The organism is Streptococcus oralis (assembly GCF_021497945.1).
GTDB lineage: Bacteria > Bacillota > Bacilli > Lactobacillales > Streptococcaceae > Streptococcus > Streptococcus oralis_BR.
This window is the reverse complement of record NZ_CP046524.1, coordinates 30,452-53,247: the sequence shown is the minus strand read 5'-3', so window position 1 is coordinate 53,247 and position 22,796 is coordinate 30,452. Positions and strand designations below refer to the sequence as shown.

General features: G+C 44.1%; 25 protein-coding genes. All 25 read right to left on the bottom strand.

What is annotated here, in order from left to right:
* Window positions 1-140: 140 nt before the first annotated feature.
* Entirely contained in the window at window positions 141-380 is a 240-nt protein-coding gene (locus GOM47_RS09695) for a DUF6261 family protein (protein ID WP_006149148.1), read from the bottom strand.
* A 42-nt stretch (window positions 381-422) separates the two neighbouring features.
* Window positions 423-590: a hypothetical protein gene (locus GOM47_RS00280; RefSeq protein WP_164978943.1), complete on the bottom strand. Its 168-nt coding sequence runs from the start codon at window positions 588-590 to the stop codon at window positions 423-425.
* A 169-nt stretch (window positions 591-759) separates the two neighbouring features.
* Entirely contained in the window at window positions 760-1,437 is a 678-nt protein-coding gene (locus tag GOM47_RS00275; protein WP_049552323.1) for a hypothetical protein, read from the bottom strand.
* A gap of 9 nt (window positions 1,438-1,446) precedes the next feature.
* A complete protein-coding gene (gene purK / locus GOM47_RS00270; protein ID WP_216731804.1) occupies window positions 1,447-2,538 on the bottom strand; it encodes a 5-(carboxyamino)imidazole ribonucleotide synthase in 1,092 nt (363 codons plus the stop codon).
* A complete protein-coding gene (gene purE / locus GOM47_RS00265) occupies window positions 2,525-3,016 on the bottom strand; it encodes a 5-(carboxyamino)imidazole ribonucleotide mutase (RefSeq protein WP_235080706.1) in 492 nt (163 codons plus the stop codon). Before purE ends, purK begins: the two co-directional genes overlap by 14 nt.
* 32 nt (window positions 3,017-3,048) lie before the next feature.
* A complete protein-coding gene (locus GOM47_RS00260; protein WP_083804103.1) occupies window positions 3,049-3,165 on the bottom strand; it encodes a phosphoribosylaminoimidazole carboxylase in 117 nt (38 codons plus the stop codon).
* Between the two features lie 104 nt (window positions 3,166-3,269).
* Window positions 3,270-4,535 carry a phosphoribosylamine--glycine ligase gene (gene purD / locus GOM47_RS00255; RefSeq protein WP_235080705.1) on the bottom strand — a complete coding sequence of 422 codons (1,266 nt, stop codon included), beginning with the start codon at window positions 4,533-4,535 and terminating at the stop codon, window positions 3,270-3,272.
* Between the two features lie 120 nt (window positions 4,536-4,655).
* Window positions 4,656-6,203, bottom strand: a complete 1,548-nt coding sequence (gene purH, locus GOM47_RS00250; protein WP_235080704.1) for a bifunctional phosphoribosylaminoimidazolecarboxamide formyltransferase/IMP cyclohydrolase — start codon at window positions 6,201-6,203, stop codon at window positions 4,656-4,658.
* 15 nt (window positions 6,204-6,218) lie between these two features.
* Window positions 6,219-6,764 carry a phosphoribosylglycinamide formyltransferase gene (gene purN / locus GOM47_RS00245; protein ID WP_235080703.1) on the bottom strand — a complete coding sequence of 182 codons (546 nt, stop codon included), beginning with the start codon at window positions 6,762-6,764 and terminating at the stop codon, window positions 6,219-6,221.
* Window positions 6,761-7,783 carry a phosphoribosylformylglycinamidine cyclo-ligase gene (gene purM / locus GOM47_RS00240; protein WP_235080702.1) on the bottom strand — a complete coding sequence of 341 codons (1,023 nt, stop codon included), beginning with the start codon at window positions 7,781-7,783 and terminating at the stop codon, window positions 6,761-6,763. The genes purN and purM overlap by 4 nt, the downstream gene beginning before the upstream one ends.
* A 214-nt stretch (window positions 7,784-7,997) precedes the next feature.
* Complete coding sequence (purF, locus tag GOM47_RS00235) at window positions 7,998-9,440, bottom strand: amidophosphoribosyltransferase (RefSeq protein ID WP_084921538.1); 1,443 nt, start codon at window positions 9,438-9,440, stop codon at window positions 7,998-8,000.
* Between the two features lie 12 nt (window positions 9,441-9,452).
* Window positions 9,453-13,178, bottom strand: a complete 3,726-nt coding sequence (locus GOM47_RS00230) for a phosphoribosylformylglycinamidine synthase (protein ID WP_235080701.1) — start codon at window positions 13,176-13,178, stop codon at window positions 9,453-9,455.
* A gap of 67 nt (window positions 13,179-13,245) precedes the next feature.
* The gene (gene purC, locus GOM47_RS00225) at window positions 13,246-13,953 is read right to left on the bottom strand and encodes a phosphoribosylaminoimidazolesuccinocarboxamide synthase (RefSeq protein WP_235080700.1); all 708 of its coding nucleotides are present in this window, start codon (window positions 13,951-13,953) and stop codon (window positions 13,246-13,248) included.
* A gap of 168 nt (window positions 13,954-14,121) precedes the next feature.
* Window positions 14,122-15,471 carry a competence pheromone export protein ComB gene (gene comB, locus GOM47_RS00220; RefSeq protein WP_235080699.1) on the bottom strand — a complete coding sequence of 450 codons (1,350 nt, stop codon included), beginning with the start codon at window positions 15,469-15,471 and terminating at the stop codon, window positions 14,122-14,124.
* A gap of 12 nt (window positions 15,472-15,483) precedes the next feature.
* Window positions 15,484-17,637, bottom strand: a complete 2,154-nt coding sequence (comA, locus tag GOM47_RS00215; RefSeq protein WP_235080698.1) for a peptide cleavage/export ABC transporter ComA — start codon at window positions 17,635-17,637, stop codon at window positions 15,484-15,486.
* Window positions 17,638-17,802: 165 nt separating this feature from the next.
* Window positions 17,803-17,997: a hypothetical protein gene (locus tag GOM47_RS00210; RefSeq protein WP_235080697.1), complete on the bottom strand. Its 195-nt coding sequence runs from the start codon at window positions 17,995-17,997 to the stop codon at window positions 17,803-17,805.
* On the bottom strand, window positions 17,990-18,208 hold the full coding sequence (locus tag GOM47_RS00205; RefSeq protein WP_235080696.1) for a hypothetical protein: 219 nt from the start codon (window positions 18,206-18,208) through the stop codon (window positions 17,990-17,992). The genes GOM47_RS00210 and GOM47_RS00205 overlap by 8 nt, the downstream gene beginning before the upstream one ends.
* 113 nt (window positions 18,209-18,321) lie before the next feature.
* Entirely contained in the window at window positions 18,322-18,531 is a 210-nt protein-coding gene (locus tag GOM47_RS00200; RefSeq protein WP_235080695.1) for a bacteriocin immunity protein, read from the bottom strand.
* A 24-nt stretch (window positions 18,532-18,555) separates the two neighbouring features.
* A complete protein-coding gene (locus GOM47_RS00195) occupies window positions 18,556-18,744 on the bottom strand; it encodes a hypothetical protein (protein ID WP_235080694.1) in 189 nt (62 codons plus the stop codon).
* A 9-nt stretch (window positions 18,745-18,753) separates the two neighbouring features.
* Entirely contained in the window at window positions 18,754-18,921 is a 168-nt protein-coding gene (locus GOM47_RS00190; RefSeq protein ID WP_173259486.1) for a class IIb bacteriocin, lactobin A/cerein 7B family, read from the bottom strand.
* Between the two features lie 17 nt (window positions 18,922-18,938).
* Window positions 18,939-19,127, bottom strand: a complete 189-nt coding sequence (locus tag GOM47_RS00185) for a class IIb bacteriocin, lactobin A/cerein 7B family (protein ID WP_235080693.1) — start codon at window positions 19,125-19,127, stop codon at window positions 18,939-18,941.
* Between the two features lie 451 nt (window positions 19,128-19,578).
* The gene (locus tag GOM47_RS00180) at window positions 19,579-19,815 is read right to left on the bottom strand and encodes an acyl carrier protein (RefSeq protein WP_235080692.1); all 237 of its coding nucleotides are present in this window, start codon (window positions 19,813-19,815) and stop codon (window positions 19,579-19,581) included.
* A 4-nt stretch (window positions 19,816-19,819) separates the two neighbouring features.
* On the bottom strand, window positions 19,820-20,812 hold the full coding sequence (gene plsX / locus GOM47_RS00175) for a phosphate acyltransferase PlsX (RefSeq protein WP_235080691.1): 993 nt from the start codon (window positions 20,810-20,812) through the stop codon (window positions 19,820-19,822).
* Window positions 20,809-21,579, bottom strand: a complete 771-nt coding sequence (gene recO / locus GOM47_RS00170) for a DNA repair protein RecO (protein ID WP_235080690.1) — start codon at window positions 21,577-21,579, stop codon at window positions 20,809-20,811. The genes plsX and recO overlap by 4 nt, the downstream gene beginning before the upstream one ends.
* Window positions 21,576-22,745 (bottom strand): pyridoxal phosphate-dependent aminotransferase, encoded by a 1,170-nt coding sequence (locus GOM47_RS00165; protein ID WP_235080689.1) that lies wholly within the window; start codon window positions 22,743-22,745, stop codon window positions 21,576-21,578. Before GOM47_RS00165 ends, recO begins: the two co-directional genes overlap by 4 nt.
* Window positions 22,746-22,796: the final 51 nt, after the last annotated feature.

Below are 22,796 nucleotides of genomic sequence, written 5' to 3'. Positions count from 1 at the left end.
CTCCTCAACTCTCACCCTCTGGTTTTGTAACTTTCTTCTTCCCACTAGCCCTATATCTCTTCCTGATGGTGTTGAGTTGGGCTTTGAGATTTTGGTAGTCTTAGTGTTCGGGTTGGCCGTGGGATAGGACGGCGACTAGGTCAATGATGTAGTCGTAAGCGGCTTGCAGGGTTTGTTTTTGTTGCTTGCTTTGGCCAATCTTGTATTGGCTTGCTCGCTGAGGCGGGCTTTATAAACCGCAACGAATTTGCTTTGCGCAGCTTGGTGTAGGCTGCCTCCACCGCCTGTCCGTCAACATGAGCGTAGGCTTTTACAAAATTGACCAGCGTTTGGTAGGCATTGTCACGCTTTTGGTCGACCTCGTCCAAGTCCTTGACCACAGCCGATGCTGCTTTGCCCTTTGGCGCGCTCTGATAATTAGCCTAAGCCGTTTCCAGACGGCTAGCGTGAGTCGTGAGCAAGTGCTCCTGCTTGTGCTCCTTGGCAAAAGTTATCAAAGCTGAAACCGTGTCAGCTGTCAACTGCGAAAACTCATCGGTTTTCAACTTCTCTGTCGCCAGAGATTCAATCCCATAAGTTTTCAAATTCATCTATCGTCTCCTTTTTTTAAAAATATTATTTTCATAAATGATATGGGAGAAAATCCCAAAGGTTTCCCGCAAACAGAAACACATCGTCGGGAAGTTTCAGCGGTCTGATTCTGACGGGGAGGGAATGGGGAGGAGGAAGCAATTGATCACCTTTCATATCGTCTACTTATCAAAATCCCGAAATAAAATGATCTAAACTGTGCGCAAGCTTCTTCCAAAATCCACCTATGATTATGTCATCTTCATCAATGTAAAGGCTGCTTTTTAAAATAGTATTTACAAATCGCATATCGTAAGTAAAGGCTTGAACAGCAAGATAATAACCTAGTAATCCTAAAATTATCAGAAACATCAACAATGCTAAAAAAACAACCAAGTCATTTTGCAAACCAGCATTTTCATCAATTAACAGTTTTGAAAGTTCTTCTTTAGGAATAGAATCTTTAAAAAAATTAAGATAGGTTGTAGTCACAAATATTGAAATAGTTGCTAAAATACCACAACTCCAATTTGCAAAACTATTTATTTTTTTCAACGATAATTCTATATCAGAAATTAACATTTCCGTATGTTCGTCATTTAAAAAATATCCTTTTCTAAAAGCTATCGTTAAATTTTTAATATTAATTTTCTCAAAAAGAAAATTAAATCTATAAAGCACTCCCATAATTAATAATAAAGCAACAAGTCCCCCTGAGGAATCTGGATCTTGAGCTCTACCAATTAGAAAAAGCGCATATAAAATCCCATACAATAATACATACTTCATAACTTTTCCCGTAAGGGAGTCAACTAAACCTATCTGGCTTCTTAATAAGTTTTTGATCTCAAAATACTTTAATGGCATACCTCTCCTCTAAAAATCCATCCCTTCCCCAAACTCCTCAACCTTATCCGGCACATCACTAAACAAAGTCACATGTCCCATTTTGCGGTTGTGCTTCGCTTCTATTTTACCATACATGTGGAGGTGGGCGCTTGGATTTTTTGTGACATATTTTTCGGCCGCCTCGACGTGCTGGCCGAGGACATTGAGCATGACAGCTGGCGCATGTAGTTTGATGGCTGGCAATTGTGCTCCTAGAACACCCAAGATATGGGTATCAAACTGGGAGAAGTCGCAGGCTTCGATTGAGTAGTGGCCTGAGTTGTGTGGACGCGGGGCAATCTCATTGACGATGATGTCGTCAGCCGTCGCAAACATTTCCACGCAAAGCGTTCCAGATAAGTTAAGTTGTTCTGCAATTCGCACTGCCATGGTTTTTGCTTTTTCTGCTAACTTATCAGAAATGCGAGCAGGCACAATCGTTTTAGAAAGAATGTTGTTGCGGTGAACATTTTCCTGCACTGGGAAAACTGTCACATCCTTGCCATTCCCTGACACGATGACAGAAATTTCAAGGTCAAAATTGACAAATTCTTCCAAAACGCAGTCTGCTGAATCTGCTAGCGCATAGGCTTCTTCCAAATCTTCTGCTGAGCGAATGATCTTTTGACCATGTCCATCGTAGCCACCTGTCGCAGTCTTGAGGACATAGGTTTTGGCCAGGTCAATATCTGCCAAGTCTTGGCTAGAAGTCACGACCTTGTAGGGTGCAACTGTCACTTGAGCCTTATTTGAGAGAAAGTCCTTTTCAAAGATACGGTTTTGTGAAATGCGAAGCAGGTCTGTTCCTTGTGGAAGTTGCCCATCCTTGATGACAGCATCCAGACCGTCAGCATCGACATTCTCAAACTCATAGGTGAGGACATCGCAACACTCAGCCAACTGACGAAGGGCCTCCACATCGTTATAGGGAGCCACGATGATTTCTGCCACACGAGAGGCTGGACAATCCGCCGCAGGATCCAGCGCGATGACCTTGTGCCCCATGTAGATAGCAGAAATGGCCATCATCTGCCCCAGCTGACCGCCACCGATAATTCCTATTGTTTTAGATGAGCTCATTTGTCGACTCCTCTGCGATTTTTCCTTGTTCTTCTGCAAAATCTGCCAAAGCTGTCGCGATAGCCTGATCCTCTACTGATAGGAGACGGAGGGCAAAGAGGGCCGCATTGGTCGCACCCGCTTCACCAATAGCCATTGTCGCAACAGGCACGCCACCCGGCATCTGTACGATAGAGTAGAGTGAGTCCACGCCACTAAGCGCGCGTGATTTGACTGGTACACCAATGACAGGAAGGGTTGTTTTGGCAGCTACCATGCCTGGCAAGTGAGCAGCACCACCCGCTCCTGCAATAATGACCTTGATGCCACGGCTACGAGCTTCTTCGGCATGTCTGAACATGAGGTCTGGTGTACGGTGGGCAGAGACAACCTTCTTTTCGTAGTCTACACCGAAACGGTCTAGAACTTCGGCGGTTTTTTGCATGGTTGCCCAGTCGGATTTGGAGCCCATGATGATGGAAATAATTGGTTTAGTCATAATTTTTCCTTTTCTTTCCTTTATTTTTTCAATCACCTTAAGTTGTGAGGGACGGCAGCAGCCACCAAAGGTGTCTCATGCCTAAATTGGAAGCCCAAGGTCTTCCAATTTCCCTGAACGATTGGATTATCATCCAATCGTTCTTTCACAACGGCGGTGATTGTTCTATATTAGCTCGCTAACGCTCGCAAATTAAACGACCATTATCTTACTTTGGCTCGCTTTCGCTCGCCATTGACAAATTTAGTATCTATTAATCTTTTATGGCCTTGCTTCCGATATCTGTTCGGTAAAATAGGCCTTCTGTGTTTTGTTTGTCGAGTTCACTGTAAATAATGTTTTGTCCGTCTTTGACGGTGTCTGCTGTGGTGACGAGCATATAGACACGTCCGCCGTTTGAGAGCAGTGCTCTGCTATTTTCCGCAAACTTAGCTCCTGCATAGTAGGTGATGATATTTCCTTCTGTCTTGGCTGGCAACTCAACACCTTTTTCATAGTCTAGCGGGTAGCCGTTTGATGCGACAACCACACCCAGTGTCACACCCTTGTCCGTCCACGTGATGTTTGGCTCCTTACCATCGATGATATCCGTAATATTTTGTGCAAAATCAGATGTCAAACGAGGCAGGATAATTTGCGTTTCTGGATCTCCGAAACGAGCGTTGAACTCGATGACCTTCGGTCCGTCTGCTGTCAAGATAAGCCCTGCGTAAAGGACTCCAAGATAGGGGCGCCCTTCTTTAATCATCCCTTCAAGAACCGGCTTGACAATAGTCTCCACTGCCGTGTCAACTACACTCTGTGGCAAGTGAGGAACTGGCGCATAAGCTCCCATACCTCCCGTGTTAGGACCCTTGTCTCCATCGTAGGCACGTTTGTGGTCTTGTGCTGTCGGCATGATGTAGAACTTGTCTCCATTGACAAAAGCAAAGAGAGAGAACTCTTCTCCATCGAGGAATTCCTCGATAACTACACGCGCACCTGAGTCACCGAATTTATTGTCCAAAAGCATCTCGTGAGCGGCTTCTACTGCTTGCTCGACTGTCTCAGCAACGACAACACCTTTCCCGAGCGCCAAGCCATCCGCCTTGACGACGATTGGAGCGCCTTTCTCCTCGATATAGGCCTTAGCTGCCTCAAAGTCAGAAAATGTGCCATAGGTTGCTGTCGGAACGCCGTATTTGACCATGATTTCTTTAGCAAAATCCTTGGACCACTCCAGCTCCGCTGCTAATCTTGTCGGACCAAAGGCTTTGAGACCAGCTGCATTGAAATCATCCACAATCCCAGCAGCAAGGGCGTCATCTGGCCCGATAAAGGACCAAGCTATATCGTTGGCTTTTGCAAATTCAATCAATTCAGAATGTTCGGAAATAGAGATATTTACCAATTCCAGACCATCTAGAGTCATCCCGTCATTCCCAGGAGCTACAAAGACTTTTTCAACATCTTTTGACTCAAGCAACTTCTTAGCAATGGCATGTTCACGACCACCCGAACCGACAACTAACAGCTTCATCTTTCAACCTCTTTTGCGAATTATTTACTAATATTATACCATAAACGTTCGTTATAATCTTGTTTTGCTCCGCATTTTTACGCAAAAAAGGAAAGAAACTGTTTTCTTTCCTTTACGTTCTTAATGTCTAAAATGTCTCACGCCTGTAAAGACCATAGTCAAGCCGTATTTATCCGCTGCTTCGATAGACTCTTGGTCACGGACTGATCCTCCAGGCTGGATGATGGCTTTAATGCCTGCTTTGGCGATTTCTTCCACGTTATCGGCAAATGGGAAGAAGGCATCTGAAGCCAGAACAGCGCCGTCAAGGCGGTCTTTGGCTTGGTCGATGGCAATGCGAACAGAGGCCACACGGTTGGTTTGACCTGGGCCAACACCTAGTGTCATGTGGTCGTTGGTGATGATGATACCATTTGATTTGACATACTTGATAGCCTTCCAAGCGAACTCAAGAGCAGTTGCTTCTGTCTCAGTTGGCTGGCGTTTAGTCACCACTTGCCAGTCAGCTGGGCTTTCTTTGACCACGTCTTGGTTTTGCACGAGAAGTCCACCAACCACGCCTGTGTATTCTGCTTCCACTTCACTGGCCTCTTGAGCGTCAAATGGCAAGGCAAGGATGCGCAAGTTTTTCTTTTTATTGGTTAAAATGGCTAGCGCTTCATCCGTATAGCTCGGTGCGATGATGATCTCGAGGAAAACGCCGTGCATCTTCTCAGCTGTCGCAGCATCCACCTCACGGTTAAGGACGACAATTCCACCAAAGATAGACACTGGGTCAGACTCATAAGCGTAGTCCCAAGCAGTCTTGATGTCATCAGCCTGACCGATTCCACATGGGTTCATGTGTTTGAGAGCCACAACCGTTGGACGGTCTTTGAAATCACGAATGATACGGATAGCCGCATCCGCATCACGGATATTGTTAAAGGATAATTCCTTACCGTTGAGCTGTTTGGCTGATGCAATCGAATAGTCAGTCGGCAAAGCTTTTTGGTAAAAGTCTGCATCTTGTTGAGGGTTTTCCCCATAGCGCATAGCTTGTTTGAGGTCATAGGTCAAAGTGAGCTTTTCAGGCTTTGCTTCACCTACTTGAGCTGTGAAGTATTCTGCAATCAAAGCATCATAAGCCGCTGTGTGACGGAATACTTTTGCTGCCAAACGTTGACGAGTTTCGTAACTTGTTTGGCCATTTGCTGCCAATTCGTCCAAAATCACAGCATAGTCAGCAGGGTCTACCACAACCGTCACGCTGGCATGGTTTTTAGCTGCTGAACGAAGCATAGATGGCCCACCGATATCGATATTTTCCACCGCATCAGCGTAAGTCACATCTGGTTTGAGAATTGTTTCCTTGAAAGGATAAAGATTGACCACCACAAGGTCAATGAGCTTGATCTTATTGTCCTTAGCCGCTTGAAGGTGGCTATCGAGGTCACGACGAGCGAGGAGACCACCGTGGATATTTGGATGGAGGGTCTTGACACGACCATCCATCATTTCTGGGAAACCCGTCACATCATCGATAGCAATGGTGTCCACCCCAGCATTGTCAAGGGCAACCTTGGTCCCACCTGTCGAGATGATGTCCCAACCGAGTTTTTTAAGTTCTTGGGCAAATTCAACAATGCCCGCTTTGTCTGAGACGCTGATTAAGGCGCGTTTAGTCATGTTATTTCCTTTCATTTACTTATCCAACAATTCTCTAATAACCTCTGGATACAACTTGTACTCTGTCTCATGAATTCGAGCTTCAAAGCTATCGATGGTATCATCAGCTAGCCGTGGCACACGGACTTGTTTGATGACCTTGCCTGTGTCCACACCAGAATCCACCCAGTGAATGGTGACGCCACTCTCAGCAACCCCAGCATTCCAAGCGTCCTCAATCCCATGAGCTCCTGGAAATTCTGGCAGGTAGGCTGGATGGATATTGATGATTCGACCTTCATAAGCTGCCAATAAGGTTGGCCCAACGATTTTCATATAGCCTGCTAGGCAAACCAAGTCAATCTGGTGCTCTTCCAAGAGTTCGACAAGGGCTGCTTCATAGTCTGCCTTGCTCTCAAACTCCTTGAGTTCAAAAGCATAGGACAGAACGCCGAGCTTTTCTGCACGCTCGAGCACATAGGCGTCACGATGGTCTGAAAAGACAAATTCTACTGGAAATTGCTCTGCAATGACCTGAAAGTTTGAACCATTCCCAGAGGCAAAAACCGCTATTTTTTTCATTTGATGATGACACTTTCGTTTTCTTTCTTGACGATGCGACCAATTTCATAGACTGGTTCATCCAGTAATTCCTTGACACGGTCTACATTTTCAGGACTAACTGCCAACATGAGTCCCACACCCATATTGAAGATTTCAAACATTTCTTCGTGTTTGATCTGACCGTATTTTTCAAGGGCTTTGAAGATTGGTAAAACTGGTACCTTGCTTTCCTCAATCTCAGCAGCCAAGTCAGCTGCAAACATACGAGGGACATTTTCGATAAAACCACCACCTGTGATATGGGCAATCCCATGAACCAAACCTTCCTTGATGAGTGGCAAAACAGCTTTAACGTAGATACGAGTTGGTTCCAAAAGGACATCTTTCAGTTTTCTGCCTTCCAATTCTGGCAAAACTTCCTCACCTGTATAGTCGGCAAAGACACGACGAACGAGTGAGTAACCATTTGAGTGGATCCCACTTGAAGCAAGTCCAAGAAGAACATCACCTTCTGCCACCTTTGAACCGTCAATGATTTGAGATTTTTCTGCCACGCCAACCGCAAAACCAGCCAAGTCATAGTCATCTTCGCCGTACATACCAGGCATCTCAGCCGTTTCACCACCAATGAGGGCAGCACCAGCCTGCACACAACCTTCTGCCACACCAGCGACGACTTGTTCTAGTTTAGCTGGTTCATTCTTGCCAGTCGCGACGTAGTCAAGGAAGTAAAGAGGCTCCGCACCTGCAGCGATGATATCATTGACACACATGGCCACACAGTCCTGCCCGATGGTATCGTGCTTGTCGTACTTGATAGCCAGCATGAGCTTGGTTCCGACACCATCAGTTCCTGAAATCAAGACGGGCTCTTTGACACCTGTTTTTGAAAGGTCAAACATGCCACCAAAGCCACCCAGAGCTCCCATAACACCCGCACGCTCTGTACGTGCTACGTGTTTTTTGATGCGTTCAACAACTTCATAACCCGCTTCAACATCCACACCCGACTGGGCATACGCATTTTTATTTGCCATTTTATTTTTCCTTTTCTTTGAGAAGATTGCGACGTATTTTTAGATAAACAATTATTTTATCTAAAAATACTAGTCAGGGCTCTAGCTTTGGTCCCATAAGACAAAGCGTCTACTGACAAATGCTTTAGCTTTTAGTCAGTAGCGAGACGTGGAGCATAAGCATTTTTATTTGTCATCTTCTCTTCCTTTCCTTTCATGGAGAGTCTTTATCCGTCTATTTGTAAAAACTGGTCTTATCCCCCAAACTTCTACGATAGTCTTCCTCATAGTCGTAGAGAGGAGTTGGGTAGTCGCCGTCAAAGTAAGCGACACAAAGACCACCGTTTGGCGCATCTGTTTCAATCCCAATAGAATCAATCAAGCCTTCAATAGAAAGATAGGTCAGGCTATCCGCACCAATGATTTGGCGAGTTTCTTCGACCGTATGATTGGCCGCAATCAGCTCCTGACGCGTCTGGATATCAATCCCGTAAAAACATGGATAAGCTAGCGCTGGACTGCCAATAGCAACATGAACTTCAGAAGCCCCCGCTTCTTTCAAAAGCTGAACGATACGGCGAGAGGTTGTCCCACGAACAATGGAATCATCAATCATGACCACACGTTTGCCTTTGACAACGCCCGAAACAGCAGACAGTTTCATCCGCACCCCTTGCTCCCGCAATTCTTGAGTCGGTTGGATAAAGGTGCGTTGCGTGTATTGGTTTTTGATGAGACCCATTTCATTTGGCAGACCAGATTCTTCTGCAAATCCCATAGCTGCACTGAGTGAAGAATTGGGCACACCGACCACAATATCTGCCTCATGCTTAAATTCACGCGCTAATTGCGCTCCCATACGTTTGCGAGCGGTATGAACGTTGACACCATGAATATTAGAATCAGGACGGGCAAAATAGATATACTCCATAGAGCAAATCGCCAACTGGGTATCATTCGTATAGCTATCGTACTGAATCCCATTGTCATCTACGATTACAATCTCCCCTGGTTTCACATCACGAATCCACTCGGCACCAATGACTTCAAAGGCACAGGTTTCAGACGAAACCACCACCGCTCCGTTGGCCATTTTTCCGATAGAAAGCGGACGGAAACCATTAGGATCAAGCGCAGCAATCAACTTGTCCTCAAACAGCAGGATATAAGCAAATCCACCTTTGACAAGGCTGAGCGCCTCTTTGATTTTACCCATCAAGTTCGGATTGTGACTCCGACGAATGAGGTGGGCCAAGATTTCCGAGTCCGAAGTTGAACTGAAAATAGCTCCTCTTTGTTCCAATTCTTTCTTGAGCGATTCAGCATTGGTCAGGTTTCCGTTATGAGCAAGTCCAAACTGCATATCATGAAAGCGAAAAAGGAAGGGCTGGATGTTATCCACAGAAGCTTCACCAGCAGTCGCATAACGAACATGCCCAATCGCGCTCGTTCCAGTCAGTTTATCCAAATTAGCTGGGTTTCTGAACACTTCTGATAGAAGCCCCATATCACGATGACGCTTCAATTGCCCCTGATCATTGGAGAGGATTCCCGCCCCCTCCTGACCACGGTGCTGAAGACTGTGGAGACCAAAATAGGTTAATTTAGCAGCATCTGGATGTCCCCAGATACCGAAAACACCACATTCTTCATTAAGAGATTTTACTTCGTATGTCATTTTTTATACCTTTTATTTCCCTGTGAAATAACACACAGCCGACGCGAACAGGTGCTGGTCTTTATTTCCTGGGATGTTTTGGAAGAGACCGTCTTCATAACGTTCTGAGTGTCCCATTTTACCGATGATTTGGCCGTTCTTGCTGGTAATTCCTTCGATGGCATTTACAGAACCATTCGGATTGTACTTAGAATCCATACTTGGTTTGCCGTCAAAGTCAACGTATTGACTGAAAATTTGTCCATTGTCACGGAGCTCAGCGAATTCCTCAGTCGTCACAACAAACTTCCCTTCACCGTGCGATACTGGAATGGCATGGATATCGTCCACTTGTACTCCAGCCAACCATGGTGAGTTGGTATTGGCAATCCGAGTTTCCACCATCTTGGCCACGTGCTGGTTGGCATCATTGTAGAAGAGGGTTGGGCTGGTACTGTTAGCATCTTCAAAGTTTCCATATGGAAGAAGACCTGATTTGACCAAGGCCTGGAATCCATTACAGATACCGATGATCAAACCACCACGAGCGATAAAGCTATCAATGGCTGCACGCACTTTTTCATTGAGCAAGATATTCACGATAAATTTAGCTGATCCATCCGGTTCATCCGCAGCTGAGAATCCACCTGCAAAGAAGAGAATGTTTGCCTTGCCGATATTGTCAACCATGGTTTCAACTGACTTGACAATGGCTTCTTCATTCAAGGTCACGAATGGCACCAAGTTGACTTCTGCACCTTCTTTTTCAAATGCCTTGGCTGAATCATATTCCGAGTTGGTTCCTGGGAATACTGGGATGTAAACCACCGGTTTTTCAATAGTTTCTTTGGCTTTGATGACTGCGTTAGAAGCGACAGCTGGCACTTCAGCCAATTCTTTAGATTGAGCAAATTCTGTTGGGTAAACTTCTTCCAGTTTCCCTTGGAAGGCACTGTCAAGTTTGTGTCCATCTAGCTTCACACCGTTGACAACGAGTGTAAAGTCTGCTTTCGTTTGTCCAATATTCTCTACTCCAGCGATTTCTTCAGGAGATGTGAAGACAAATCCGCCCAATTGAGCAGTCAAGGCTGTTTCAAGTTCAGGCAAGGTCACCTCTGCACCAATATGGTTCCCAAAAGTAGCAAGAGCCAAGCTTTCAAGGACACCACCATATTTAACAGCTGATGCAGATGTTACTTTGTGATCAGCTTGGATGGCTTCAAACTGAGCAAAGTTAGACTTAATCAAGTCAAAATCAATCTCTGCGGAGAGAGCTTGACCTGGGATGTAGTAGATGTTTTCACCAGCAGTCTTGAACTCTGGAGAGAGCACCTTCCGGCTATCTGCTGTTGTCACCCCAAAGGCGACCAAGGTTGGTGGTACGGTCAATTCTTCAAAAGTACCAGACATAGAGTCCTTACCACCGATAGATGGCAAGCCAAGCTGGATTTGTGCTTCGATAGAACCTAGAAGAGCCGCTACTGGCTGACCAAAACGCTCAGCTTGTTTGTCCATCCGCTCGAAATATTCTTGGTATGAGAAACGAGCCTTGGACCAGTTTGCACCAGCAGCCACTAAACGAGCAGTTGCTTCAATAACCGCATAAGCAGCACCATGGTATGGAGACCATTCTGCCACATATGGATGGAATCCTTGGGCCATGACTGACGCAGTGTGAGTCACCCCGTGCTGAACTGGCAATTTCTGCACAGATGCCTCAGTTGGTGTGAGTTGGTAGCGACCACCAAGTGGGTGATTGACCGTTGAACGACCGACCGAACAGTCAAAGATGGTTTGCAAACCTTTTTGACTCGCATGGTTGAGATCAGATAGAACCGCAAGGGTATCTGCTTCAAGTGTGTCAGCGCTTGTTGTGCGTTCTTCTGGGAGCTTGACATCCTTGTCCACAACCTTGGCATCGACAACGACACGCACACCATTGGTATCAAGGAAACGCCGTTCCAAGTCGACAATCGTTTCGCCATTCCAGTGCATGACAAGATTTGGTTTTTCAGTTACTGTTGCCACAACAACCGCGTCAATATTTTCTTTATTACATTCTGCAACGAAGGCATCTACATCCTCAGGACGCACCACAACTGCCATCCGTTCTTGTGATTCAGAGATAGCAATTTCTGTACCATTCAAGCCTTGGTATTTAAGAGGAACCTTGTTGAGGTCGATTTCAAGACCATCTGCCAATTCACCGATAGCCACACAGACACCACCTGCTCCAAAGTCGTTGGATTTCTTGATAAGACGAGTGACATCGCCATTACGGAAAAGGCGTTGGATCTTGCGCTCTTCGATGGCATTCCCTTTTTGAACCTCAGCTCCAGCAGTCTCTACAGACTCAACTGTTTGAACCTTAGAAGATCCTGTCGCACCACCGACACCATCACGTCCAGTCTTCCCACCGAGTAGAATAATCACATCACCGGCTTCCGGTTTTTCACGGACTACATTTTCCTTAGGAGCAGCACCGACAACGGCACCTAGCTCCATGCGTTTGGCTACAAAGCCTGGGTGGAAGTACTCACGAACGTAAGTCGTCGCCAGACCAATTTGGTTACCATACGAAGAATAACCGTGAGCCGCTGTTTTAGAAATGACCTGTTGTGGCAATTTCCCAGCGCGCGTTTCTGAAATCGGCGCTGTAATGTCACCCGCGCCTGAGATACGCATGGCTTGGTAAACATAAGAACGGCCTGACAATGGGTCACGAATGGCGCCACCGATACAGGTAGCCGCTCCACCAAATGGCTCAATTTCCGTTGGGTGATTGTGGGTTTCGTTTTTGAACATGAGGAGCCAAGGTTCCTTGATACCATCAACATCCACTTCGATTTCGACCGAGCAAGCATTGATTTCGTCAGACACTTCCATATCGTCTAAACGACCATTAGCACGCTCATAACGACCAAAAATAGTCGCCATATCCATCAAGGTTTGTGGCTTTTCAGACCGACCTAGTTCATCACGCATGGCAATATACTTGTCATAAGTCGCTTGCAATTGCTTTTGGAATTTAGAAGCTGAGAAATCAATGTGTTTCAACTCGGTCTCAAAAGTCGTATGACGGCAGTGGTCAGACCAGTAAGTATCCAAAACCTTGAGCTCTGTTTCCGTCGGCACGCGCCCGATTGACTTGAAGTAGTCTTGGATAAAGAGCAAATCATCCACTTCCATGGCCATCCCTTGCTCGGCCTTGTAGCGGGCAAAGTCTTCTGCCGTATAGCTTTCAAAGAAAGTCAATTTTGGAATGGTCTTGTCTGACTCTGAAAATTCCTGCTTGGCAATTCCTGTCGTGATGTCCTTGAAACGAGAATCAACTGGGTTGAGCAGGTAGTTCTTGACCGCTTCCAACTCAGTCGCATCAATATCCTTATTGACCAAGTAAAGCTGGGCTGTATTGACTGTCACATCACTCGAACTTCCCAGTAAAAGCAAGGCTTCCTGTGACGAAGCTGCACGCTGGTCAAATTGCCCTGGCAGGCTTTCAATAGCAAAGAAAGCATAGTTGGCAAGATCCGCTTGCACAGCTACTTCATCTAAAACATGGTCAGTCACCTGCTCAGAGAAGATGTGCTTCTCTGCAGGTGCAAACAAGTCCTCTGCCAAATCAAAGACATCATAAACCTGCACAATGCGAATACTTTTCAAAGTTGACAGTCCCAAGTTGTGCTGGAGTTCCCTTACCAAACTCTCTGACTTGACCTGAAAATCAGCCTTTTTCTCAACAAAAATACGTTTATCCATCAATTCTTATTCCTTTATTTCAGCTCTTACAATGTTCCCAAATGACCTTGAGAGTCTTGTAAACAGATTATTTCAAACCCTGCAACTTTTTCCAGACAATCTCATAAACATCTGTCAATTCTCCGAGTCCTCTACGGAAAACATCCTTGTCCATGTGGTTACCATCCGCATCCCACAAACGGCAGTTATCTGGTGAAAACTCGTCTGCCAAGATAATCTTGCCATCCTTGTCAAAACCGAACTCTAGCTTAAAGTCAATCAATTTAAGACCAATCTCAGCAAACCAAGCCTTCAAAAGTTCATTGATACGACGGGTTTCTTCCTTCAAGTAAGCAATCTGCTGGTCATCCGCAATTTTAAGGAATTTCACATGCTCGTCATTGATAAAGGGATCATCCAAATCATCATTTTTATAGTAAAATTCGACAATCGGAGTCTCAAATGCGATACCTTCTTCAACGCCAAAACGTTTTGAAAAGGAACCAGCCGTGTAGTTGCGGAGCACAACTTCCAAAGGAATAATCTCAACCTTTTTATTGAGTTGTTCCGTGTCCGAAAGTTTCTCCACAAAGTGAGTCGCTACACCAGCCGCATTTAATTTCTCAAAAATAAAAGATGAAATCTGATTATTTAACACTCCCTTGCCCGCAATCTGCTCCTTCTTGACACCGTTGAAGGCAGTCGCCTGGTCCTTGTAAGTTGAAATAATGAGATTTTCATCCTCAGTTGTATAGATATCCTTGGCTTTTCCCGAATAGATCAGTTGTTTTGACATTTTAAAGTTCGCCTTTCGTTTTACTTGAGCACATTCTACCACAAAAGCATGAAAAATTCAAGGTTTTTACGAATAAATAACATTTTCCTGTTTTAAGCGTAAAGAAAAACTGCAAGATGAACTCTTCTTACAGTTTTAAAATCATTTATCCTCTGAAAAACACGAATATTACCCTTTATTCAAAAATTGATCCCAAAAATAACGGAGATAGCTTTTCTTTCCCGTGATCATCTGCAGGCGGCCTTCTAAACCATAGCGAAGTTTTTCAGCCTGCTCAGAAGTCAGATGGGTCTCCGCCTCAATTTTAAAGAAATTTCCTTGTTCAGTCTTTGTAGCTGTCGCATCAATACTTGTAATCGTGGAATCCAGGAAAATTTGATTCTTCGCATCATTAGTTGTAGTATAACGGACAGAGTCCCCAATCTTGACTCTAGCAACATCTTTTGAACTGAGATAGGCTGTGAGTTTGGTTTTTCCTTCTTTTTCCAAGGATGGATAGAGTTGGGCTAGCAGGGTTCCTTCTGCGACCATCGTAGATTCACTAGTCTCAGGATTGAGGTGAAGCACCCCATCCTCACTTGCTGTAATCTTCCCCTTGTCGAGGAGACCTCCCTGTACCTTCTTACCCGATTCCGCCTCCAAAATTTTCTGATCTAGAAGAGTTAATTCCTGGCCAACTTTGACTAAGTGCTGAGATTTGAGTGATTCCAGTTGACTGCTTAAGCCTGACGCATAGGCTTGCTGGGTTCCGGAACCTGCATACTGGACACGGTAAGTAGCAAGACTTGATTCTAACTGAGAAAGCTGTGCTTCAACCTGTGCAACAGCCTGAGCCTTAGCTTGCGGATTTTCCTCTCTCTGAGACTTGTAGGACTGGTAGAGAGAGTAGGCCAGATTCTGACTGGCCAAGGAAGCGCCTGTTTCAATAGCTGACTTAGCTATCTGGTAATCGCGAATTTTAGCCTCTGTTTGACTGATGAGGTTCCCGATTTCAGCTTGGGTTTGACTAGCTGCTGCATTCTGGGACGCGATGGTCTCATTTTGCTGAGAAACATTACTTCTTAGACCATTCGCTTGGCTGAGATAATCTCTAAACATCTCCTGATATCCAAACTTATCCGCCTCTGGAAATTGATCACTCCCCTCTTTCAAACTGGATTGCAAATATCCCAACTGCTTTTTTTGATCCTTTAGCATCTCCAATTGACTGGCATATGCCTCAACCTGGATAGCCTCTGCCCCTTGCTGGTACTGAACGAGTAGGTCCCCTTGCTTGACTAGTTTGTTTTCTTCCAGATAGTTGCCCACAATGCGTTGATTACTAGTCGACTGAATGTTGGCAATGATCCGACTAGGTTCGACAGTCGCTCTGGTAGACAAACTAATCTCCTTCTCTGCAAAAACTGCAAATCCCAGTAAAAACACGAGTAGAAGTGACATAGGTAAAATCACCCGACTGGAAAAATTATGGTAACGACGATGGTAAAACTCCGCACTTTCTAAAAATTCTGGTTTCATCTTCTCCTCTTTCTAGCTATTCACCAAATGGGCGTAAAAGCCACCTCGAGCAAGCAAGTCTGCATGGGTGCCTTCTTCGACAATCTTGCCCTGATTCAAGACAACAACCTTCTCTGTCCGCTCAGCAATGGTCAAGCGGTGGGCGATGAAAATCAAGGTCTTGTCTAAAGCCATGAGTTTATCCACAATCCGCTTCTCTGTCAAAATATCCAAACTGCTAGTCGCCTCATCCAAGATCAAGACAGGTGCATCCGTCAAGAGAGCACGCGCCAGAGCGATTCGCTGCCGTTGCCCCCCAGAAATACCTGCTCCATCCGAAGTCAATTCTGTCTGATAATTCAGTGGCATGCGCTCGATATCCTCCCGAATATCAGCCAATTCAACTGCTCGTAAGATATCTTCCTGTGTCGTCCCCTCCTTAGCTCCCAGGAGAAGATTCTCCAAAATCGTTCCGTTAAAGACATAGGGCTGTTGAGGCAAATAGTTGATATGCTGGCGCAAGGCTTTTTTATCAATCTGATTAAGATTGACACCACCCAGACTAATCTCCCCCTGACTTGGGTCGTAAAAGTTAACCATCATCTTGGCCAAGGTGGTTTTACCTGACCCTGAGATCCCCACAAAAGACACCTTAGAGCCTTGCGGAATCGTCAAATTGATATTCGACAAGACGTCCCGTCCATAGCCATACTTATAGTGGACTTGCTTAAAGGTTATATCTCCCTTCATCATGCTCAAATCTTCGACCGTTTTCTTCTCCTCAAACTCCGAAGCTACCAGATAAACCTCATTCAGACGGTTATTGGCAACCTGCGCTGTCTGAAGTTTGGTTTGTAGGTTGATGATATTTTCCAAAGGATTGGTAAAGTAAACAAGCAAGGTATTATAGGTAATCAACTGGCCCAAACTCATCTTGCCATCCATGACGAGCACTGCTCCCATCCAGAGAACGGCAACATTGAGCAGGAGCTGAGCAACTTTTTTCAGAGCCTTTTGCTGGCTTTCTGCCCGACTGTAGGTAAAGGATTTTTTCAGATAAGTCACAAATTCCTTATCAATCTTTTGATAGCGTGAACTTTCACTAGTCAAAGATTTAATGGTCTCAATACCGTTGATGTCCTCGATGATAGAAGAAGACAGAACCGCATTGGCTTCCATGGTATCCCGATTCATCTTTTCAAAAGGCTTCATAAAGGCAAAGATAATCACTGTATAAATGGGAAGTGCAAGCAGGCTAATGAAAAAGAGCGTCATATTTTGTGAAAACAAGACAAGCGAAATAATCAAAATCGTCGACACATCCAAAAAGATAGACAAAATGGTCGACGCCAGCGCATCGATGATACTATTGGCATCTGTAAAACGAGACACGATTTCCCCTGTCCTGCGTGTCGCGTAAAAGGACATTGGCAGGTGAAAAACATGCTTAATATAAGACAAAATCACGTCAATCGACAAGCGTTGCCCAAGGATTAGTAGGAGATATTCCTGCGCGTAGGACAAAATCTGCTGGAGGATATAGACGATGACCAGCCCAATAGAGATGATGCCCAGCGTTGAGCGCATCTGGTCTGGCACGTAACTATCAATGATAGACTGCAGATAATAAGAACCTACAATGTTAATCAGGGTCACCAAGAGTGTCGCTAGGACGATATTGGTAATTAAGCCACGCTGTTTGAATAAGATTGGCAAGAAGGATAGGAGCCCCTGTTTTTTCTCCTTATGGGGTTTATAGTCTGGAGATGGCGCCATAAAGAGACTGATCCCTGTCCATTCTTGCGCAAATCGCTCACGGGAAATCTTGGTCATCTTGACACCAGGATCTGGATCAGCGATATGGATGGTCTTCTTATCCTGACCTGTCACCACATAGTAGTGGAGCAATTTCCCTTCCTTGAGCACATGAGCCACAAAGGGAAAGGTCAAATCTGGCAAGTCAAAGAGCGTCATATCCGCCTTGATAGCCCGCGTTTCAAAACCAAGCTCCTCTGCTACCTTTACAAGACCCAAAGCAGTCGTCCCATCCATGGTCGTCTTGGCCAACTCTCGTAGACGAGCCAAGGAGTAATAACTACCGTAGTAGCCAAATACCATAGCCAAGGAAGCCACGCCGCAATCCATCTGATCCACCTGAGGGCGATAGTGTCTTTTCCCAAATTTCATATCTATCTCCTTTTTTCTAACAATCTCTTAAAAACTTTGTAAGATTATTTTAACCAAACAAGGAAGAAATAAGGGAATTATTTCTGAAAAAACAATATCCTCACCTGAACAGCACTTTTTGCCAAAGAAAATAGGCAGGACAAGAGTCCTGCCTAAATCATTCAATTACACAGATTTCTTACCTTTCCCACTTCTTTTGTGAATGGCGTATAAAACGATAAACGCAAACACAGGTGGCACCATATAACTACTTTCACTCATTGTTAGCTGAAATCCAAGAGTTGCTAGAATCCCAAAGATGAAAATATTCATTAAAAACAGGAAAACAAATACAAGAATAGATTTTAAAATCTTATTCATTTTCGCCCTCATTTCCTTCTTTAGCCGTTATTTTCTGGATAGTATGGTATTTTACTGCTATGTAAATAATTAAAATGAGAACTGGATAGGTCAAAAGTTCTGAAAGCTCCATAAAATTTACACCATACTTTCCTGGTAATAACTTATAGTCCATTAAAACTTGAATGCTAGAAAGCACAATACGTACTAGTAGAAGCCCTCCTAATAACATCACTTCTTTTTTAACATACAGACACCTTCCTAACTAAATGTAGATTACGATTCATCGGTCTAACACTCCAAGATTGCTTTTATGCTGGAGCTACAGAAATCAGACTCATATTGTCATCGTTTGTTATCTTTTTCTTCACTTCTATAAAGTAAGATAAAGGTCATCAAGAATAATGAAATCGTAGGTATATCAAAATACTCAAACCATTTAGGTAGGTCTATTTTGTTTACATCAGCTACGATTCTAATAAGTAGATAAGCCATCGAGCCAAATAATACAGTGGTCTCTGGCCAAGCTTTTCGTAATAACTGAAAAACTTTCATCCCAAACTCCAATCTGATGGTCAATCAATTTCCACTCTTACTTTCTGTTGTTTTGTACTTATATCCTAGATAAAACAAACCAAGTAGAATCGGATATGTTTCTGGATAAAACAAGGTATTGATTGGATTTTTCAAAATCAAATACGTTGCGATATAGATAATGAGTGATACGATAAAATATCCCTCAGCAAATCCTAATAAGAATTTTTTCATGGTAGACTCCTATTTACCTGACAAGAGTGCTCGAGTTGTTAAAATAGCTCCACCTGTATATACAAAACCTTTTACAAAACCGACTGCCACAGGGATAAGAAGGGGAAAGGCTCCCCCTTGAATTTCCTGCAAGTCCGTCTCAGTCATTGTTTCAAATTTTAAAATAGATTTTTCCATATCATCTCCTCCTTCTATTACCATCTACTCGTCACATAATTATAACCTGCAATTCCTGCTGCAGTAATTCCACCAGCAATTTTAGTTGCTGTCACAGGATTAGCAATCACCCAAGCTACAATCGGCCATGCTCCTCCATCCACATCCATCAACTCTTCTTCTGTGAGAGCTACAAAGTTTTGTTCCATTTTGTCAAAATTTGTCATCTTTTTCTCCTTTATTTTTATTTTTTTAGTTTACAATTTCTAGGCTTTAAACCATTTTAAAAACCAGATTGGAAAAACAACTGAAATCATTTTCTTCTCTCCTTCCTTTTCTTCTCACTTATCTATTCGAGAAGTGATTTAAAATGAACAGGTAAATTTCTTTTATTTTAAATACCATTTGATAAACCATGGCAATAAGATTGGTAAATACATCGCGTAGTCTCCTTTCTTTTCTTCTCACCTATCTATTCGAAAAACAATTCGAAAATGAACAACTATTTCATTTTTATTTTAAAAACCACTTAATGAACCATGGATACAATATTGGCATGTACATGAACTGTCCTCCTTTTTCTGTCTTATCTCTTTATTCGTAATTCCCACTAAAAATTTTAAACTTTTTCTTTTTTCTGCAAACAAAAAAACAACATGACTTGCATGTTGCTTTTGGCTATTTTTTATCTTTAATAATCGCTACTACATCGGCTACACTTTGAAGTTGGTCGATTTCCTCATCAGTGATTTCGATACCAAATTCATCTTCTAGCGTTAGGACGAACTCCATCAAGTCCACTGAGTCCGCATCTAGGTCATCTTTCAAACTCAAGACCTCTGTTACGACAAAGTCCTCTCCCTGTCGCTCTTGGATAATGGTCACAATACGGTCAAAAATTTCTTTTTCTGTCATCTTTTTATTCTCCTGAAAATTCACGCGCAGTCTGAGCAACTACGTCTGTTTCGAGCATGGTACGAATCTGACGAATCGTACTGTACACAGCCTTGGCATCACTTGAGCCATGAGTTTTTACAACAGGCGCTTTGACGCCAAACAAAACTGCACCTCCAACATCTGAATAGTTGAGCTGCTTTTTCAAACCCTTAAGGCTATTCTTGAGAAGGAGAGCACCAAGTTTTGCTCGAAGTCCACCACCTGTGATAGCTGTCTTAAGCAAGTCCATGATACCCATGGCTGTCCCTTCGATAGATTTGAGCACAGCGTTTCCCGTGAAACCATCTGCCACAACAACATCCGCAACGCCATTCATCAGATCACGCGCTTCCACGTTTCCGACAAAGTTCAAACTTTGATCAGCTATTAGCAAGTCGTATGTTTCCTTACGAAGCGGATCACCCTTGCTGCTTTCTGTTCCATTGTTGAGCAAACCAACACGTGGTTTCGAAATCCCACGAACATTTTTCGCATAGAAGGAACCTAGGACAGCATATTGATGCAGGTGCTGGGCTGTATTTTCTGCATTGGCTCCAAGGTCTAGCATGTCAAACCCTTTGCCATCAATGGTCGGTAAGGTCGACATGAGTCCAGGACGGTCGATATTCTTGATACGACCTACAATGAAGAATCCTGCAGCCAACAAGGCACCTGTGTTGCCAGCAGAGAGGACGGCGTCTGCCTCTCCTTCTTTGACTGCCTTGGCTGCTAATACCATGCTGGCATTTTTCTTTTTACGGATTGCTTTTGTCGGCTCATCATCTGAGTCAATTTTCTCATCCGTATGGATAATGCTGACGCGCTCTCTCGCTGTTAGATATTGCTTGATCTTACTTTCATCTCCATAGAGTTGAATCTCAATATCTGAAAAGTCAGCAAGGGCTTGGTTGACACCCTCAACGATGGCTTGAGGTGCGTAATCGCCCCCCATAGCATCTACTGCGATTTTTTTCATTTGTCTTCCTCTTTTAGTAATTGTCCCCAGTCTGCTAGGGAATCAATAAATTTCTTTGATTTTAGGTGAATTCCAACATACTCTTCGTAGATTTGGTCTATAAACTTGCGCAAGTCTTGCTTGATTTCCGGCTTGAGCGAAATGGTCTCCAAGGTCTCAAAATCAATGGCTTGAAATTGATTGAGCAGATAAGGGATATTGGGATTCAGATGGCAACGTCTCTCATCTTCATGATAATGCTCTGGGCAAAGACAAGCTCCATATTTGAAAGAAAAGTCAAAAGCCTGACCCACCCGATGGCAAAAGACGCACTCATTAAAGTTGAGGCTGATTCCAAATCGAGTCAAGATTTGAATTTCAAAAATATTGGTTAAAACCTGATAATCTATGCCTGCTTCCATTAACTCTAGAGTCTTCCTCAAGAAAGCAAACAAGGGAGCATCCTGCTGATTATCCTGCAAACTAGCATCTGCAAGAGCAGCCACATAGGTTGCATAGGCCATGACAAAGAGATCACTATTAATCTTGGGAAAGGTCATCACCTCGTGATAGTCCTCGATGTAGCTAAGCCCGTCATCATTGATTCGCAAGAGAAATCGTGCCAACACCAAGGGCTGAATAACCGGAGCTAGTTTGGACTGGCCAGCGTGTTTGACGAAAAACATGCGCTTGCCTGCCTGCTCGGTAAAAATTTTGACTAGCTTGTCATCCTCACGAAAGTTACGATTGTAGAGCACCAAGCCTTGACTCGTGATAGACTGAATCATGCTTCTCTCATGTACTCCTCAAGTCGTTTCATGGCTTCTCTGATCGTTTCCATGCTGGCTGCATAAGACAGACGCACATAGCCTTCTCCGTAACGCCCAAAGGCTGCGCCAGGGATAAAGGCAACGGCCTTCTTCTGAGCAAAATCCTTCAGAAAAGCAAAGGAGTCTTGATTGTAGCCTGATGGAATCTTAGCAAAGATATAGAAGGCACCGTCTGGTTTGATAATCTCAAAACCAAGAGCAGTCATCTTTTCGATGATATAATCTCGACGCTGGATGTATTCCTTCTTCATAGGCTCTGCATCGTTTTTACCAGCGGTCAAAGCCTCCACCGCAGCATGTTGAGCCATAGTGTTTGCGGCAGTAACCAAATATTGGTGACTCTTGATTAACTGAGCTGTGAAAGCTGCAGGAGCAAAGATGAAGCCTAAACGCCAACCAGTCATAGCATGCGATTTAGACAAGCCATTAATAATAATAGCCTGGTCTCTCAGCATCGTTCCCAGAGATACATGGGCTTGCCCTGTATAGGTCAATTCCGAGTAAACCTCATCACAGACAACAAAAATCTCATACTTGCGTAAAACGTCTGCCAAGGCTTCCAACTGCTCCCGACTATAGGTAATTCCTGTCGGATTAGCCGGATAGTTGAGAATGACAGCCTTGAGCTTGTCGCCTTGCTCCAAAATGGCCTTTTCCAACATTTCAGGGGTCAAGACAAAACCATTTTCAGTCGTATCAATCTCGACAACCTCTGCCCCAACTAGATTGACAATTGGCTCATAACCTGGATAGGCAGGAGCTGGCAAGAGCACCTTATCTCCCTCTTCCAAAATAGCTGTCAAAGTAGCAGATAAAGCCTCTGTCGCTCCAATTGTAACCAAGATTTCATTTTCAGGATTGTAATCTAGCTGGTATTTTTCTTTTACAAAATCACTGGCTGCCTGACGTAATGTTAACAGACCACTCATCCCTGTATAGTAGGATTGATTCTGGTCAATCGCTCGCTTGGCTGCTTCCTTGACATGATCTGGCGTTGTAAAATCAGGTTCCCCCAAGGTCAAACGCAAGACCCCAGGAATCTCCGAAATAGCCTGGTCAAATTGGCGAATCAACGAAACTTGAATCTTATCTAACTGTTTATTAAAGCGCTTGGTTAAGTCCATAGATATCCCCCCCTTGCTTACAGAACATAGTACTATTATACTATAAAAGCT

Excerpts from the sequence above, each read along its gene's own strand:
- GOM47_RS00280 (WP_164978943.1), bottom strand. The coding sequence starts at position 590 with ATGAATTTGAAAACTTATGGGATTGAATCTCTGGCGACAGAGAAGTTG.
- GOM47_RS00275 (WP_049552323.1), bottom strand. The coding sequence starts at position 1,437 with ATGCCATTAAAGTATTTTGAGATCAAAAACTTATTAAGAAGCCAGATA.
- purK (WP_216731804.1), bottom strand. The coding sequence starts at position 2,538 with ATGAGCTCATCTAAAACAATAGGAATTATCGGTGGCGGTCAGCTGGGG.
- purE (WP_235080706.1), bottom strand. The coding sequence starts at position 3,016 with ATGACTAAACCAATTATTTCCATCATCATGGGCTCCAAATCCGACTGG.
- purD (WP_235080705.1), bottom strand. The coding sequence starts at position 4,535 with ATGAAGCTGTTAGTTGTCGGTTCGGGTGGTCGTGAACATGCCATTGCT.
- purH (WP_235080704.1), bottom strand. The coding sequence starts at position 6,203 with ATGACTAAACGCGCCTTAATCAGCGTCTCAGACAAAGCGGGCATTGTT.
- purN (WP_235080703.1), bottom strand. The coding sequence starts at position 6,764 with ATGAAAAAAATAGCGGTTTTTGCCTCTGGGAATGGTTCAAACTTTCAG.
- purM (WP_235080702.1), bottom strand. The coding sequence starts at position 7,783 with ATGGCAAATAAAAATGCGTATGCCCAGTCGGGTGTGGATGTTGAAGCG.
- purF (WP_084921538.1), bottom strand. The coding sequence starts at position 9,440 with ATGACATACGAAGTAAAATCTCTTAATGAAGAATGTGGTGTTTTCGGT.
- GOM47_RS00230 (WP_235080701.1), bottom strand. The coding sequence starts at position 13,178 with ATGGATAAACGTATTTTTGTTGAGAAAAAGGCTGATTTTCAGGTCAAG.
- purC (WP_235080700.1), bottom strand. The coding sequence starts at position 13,953 with ATGTCAAAACAACTGATCTATTCGGGAAAAGCCAAGGATATCTATACA.
- comB (WP_235080699.1), bottom strand. The coding sequence starts at position 15,471 with ATGAAACCAGAATTTTTAGAAAGTGCGGAGTTTTACCATCGTCGTTAC.
- comA (WP_235080698.1), bottom strand. The coding sequence starts at position 17,637 with ATGAAATTTGGGAAAAGACACTATCGCCCTCAGGTGGATCAGATGGAT.
- GOM47_RS00210 (WP_235080697.1), bottom strand. The coding sequence starts at position 17,997 with ATGAATAAGATTTTAAAATCTATTCTTGTATTTGTTTTCCTGTTTTTA.
- GOM47_RS00205 (WP_235080696.1), bottom strand. The coding sequence starts at position 18,208 with ATGTTATTAGGAGGGCTTCTACTAGTACGTATTGTGCTTTCTAGCATT.
- GOM47_RS00200 (WP_235080695.1), bottom strand. The coding sequence starts at position 18,531 with ATGAAAGTTTTTCAGTTATTACGAAAAGCTTGGCCAGAGACCACTGTA.
- GOM47_RS00195 (WP_235080694.1), bottom strand. The coding sequence starts at position 18,744 with ATGAAAAAATTCTTATTAGGATTTGCTGAGGGATATTTTATCGTATCA.
- GOM47_RS00190 (WP_173259486.1), bottom strand. The coding sequence starts at position 18,921 with ATGGAAAAATCTATTTTAAAATTTGAAACAATGACTGAGACGGACTTG.
- GOM47_RS00185 (WP_235080693.1), bottom strand. The coding sequence starts at position 19,127 with ATGACAAATTTTGACAAAATGGAACAAAACTTTGTAGCTCTCACAGAA.
- GOM47_RS00180 (WP_235080692.1), bottom strand. The coding sequence starts at position 19,815 with ATGACAGAAAAAGAAATTTTTGACCGTATTGTGACCATTATCCAAGAG.
- plsX (WP_235080691.1), bottom strand. The coding sequence starts at position 20,812 with ATGAAAAAAATCGCAGTAGATGCTATGGGGGGCGATTACGCACCTCAA.
- recO (WP_235080690.1), bottom strand. The coding sequence starts at position 21,579 with ATGATTCAGTCTATCACGAGTCAAGGCTTGGTGCTCTACAATCGTAAC.
- GOM47_RS00165 (WP_235080689.1), bottom strand. The coding sequence starts at position 22,745 with ATGGACTTAACCAAGCGCTTTAATAAACAGTTAGATAAGATTCAAGTT.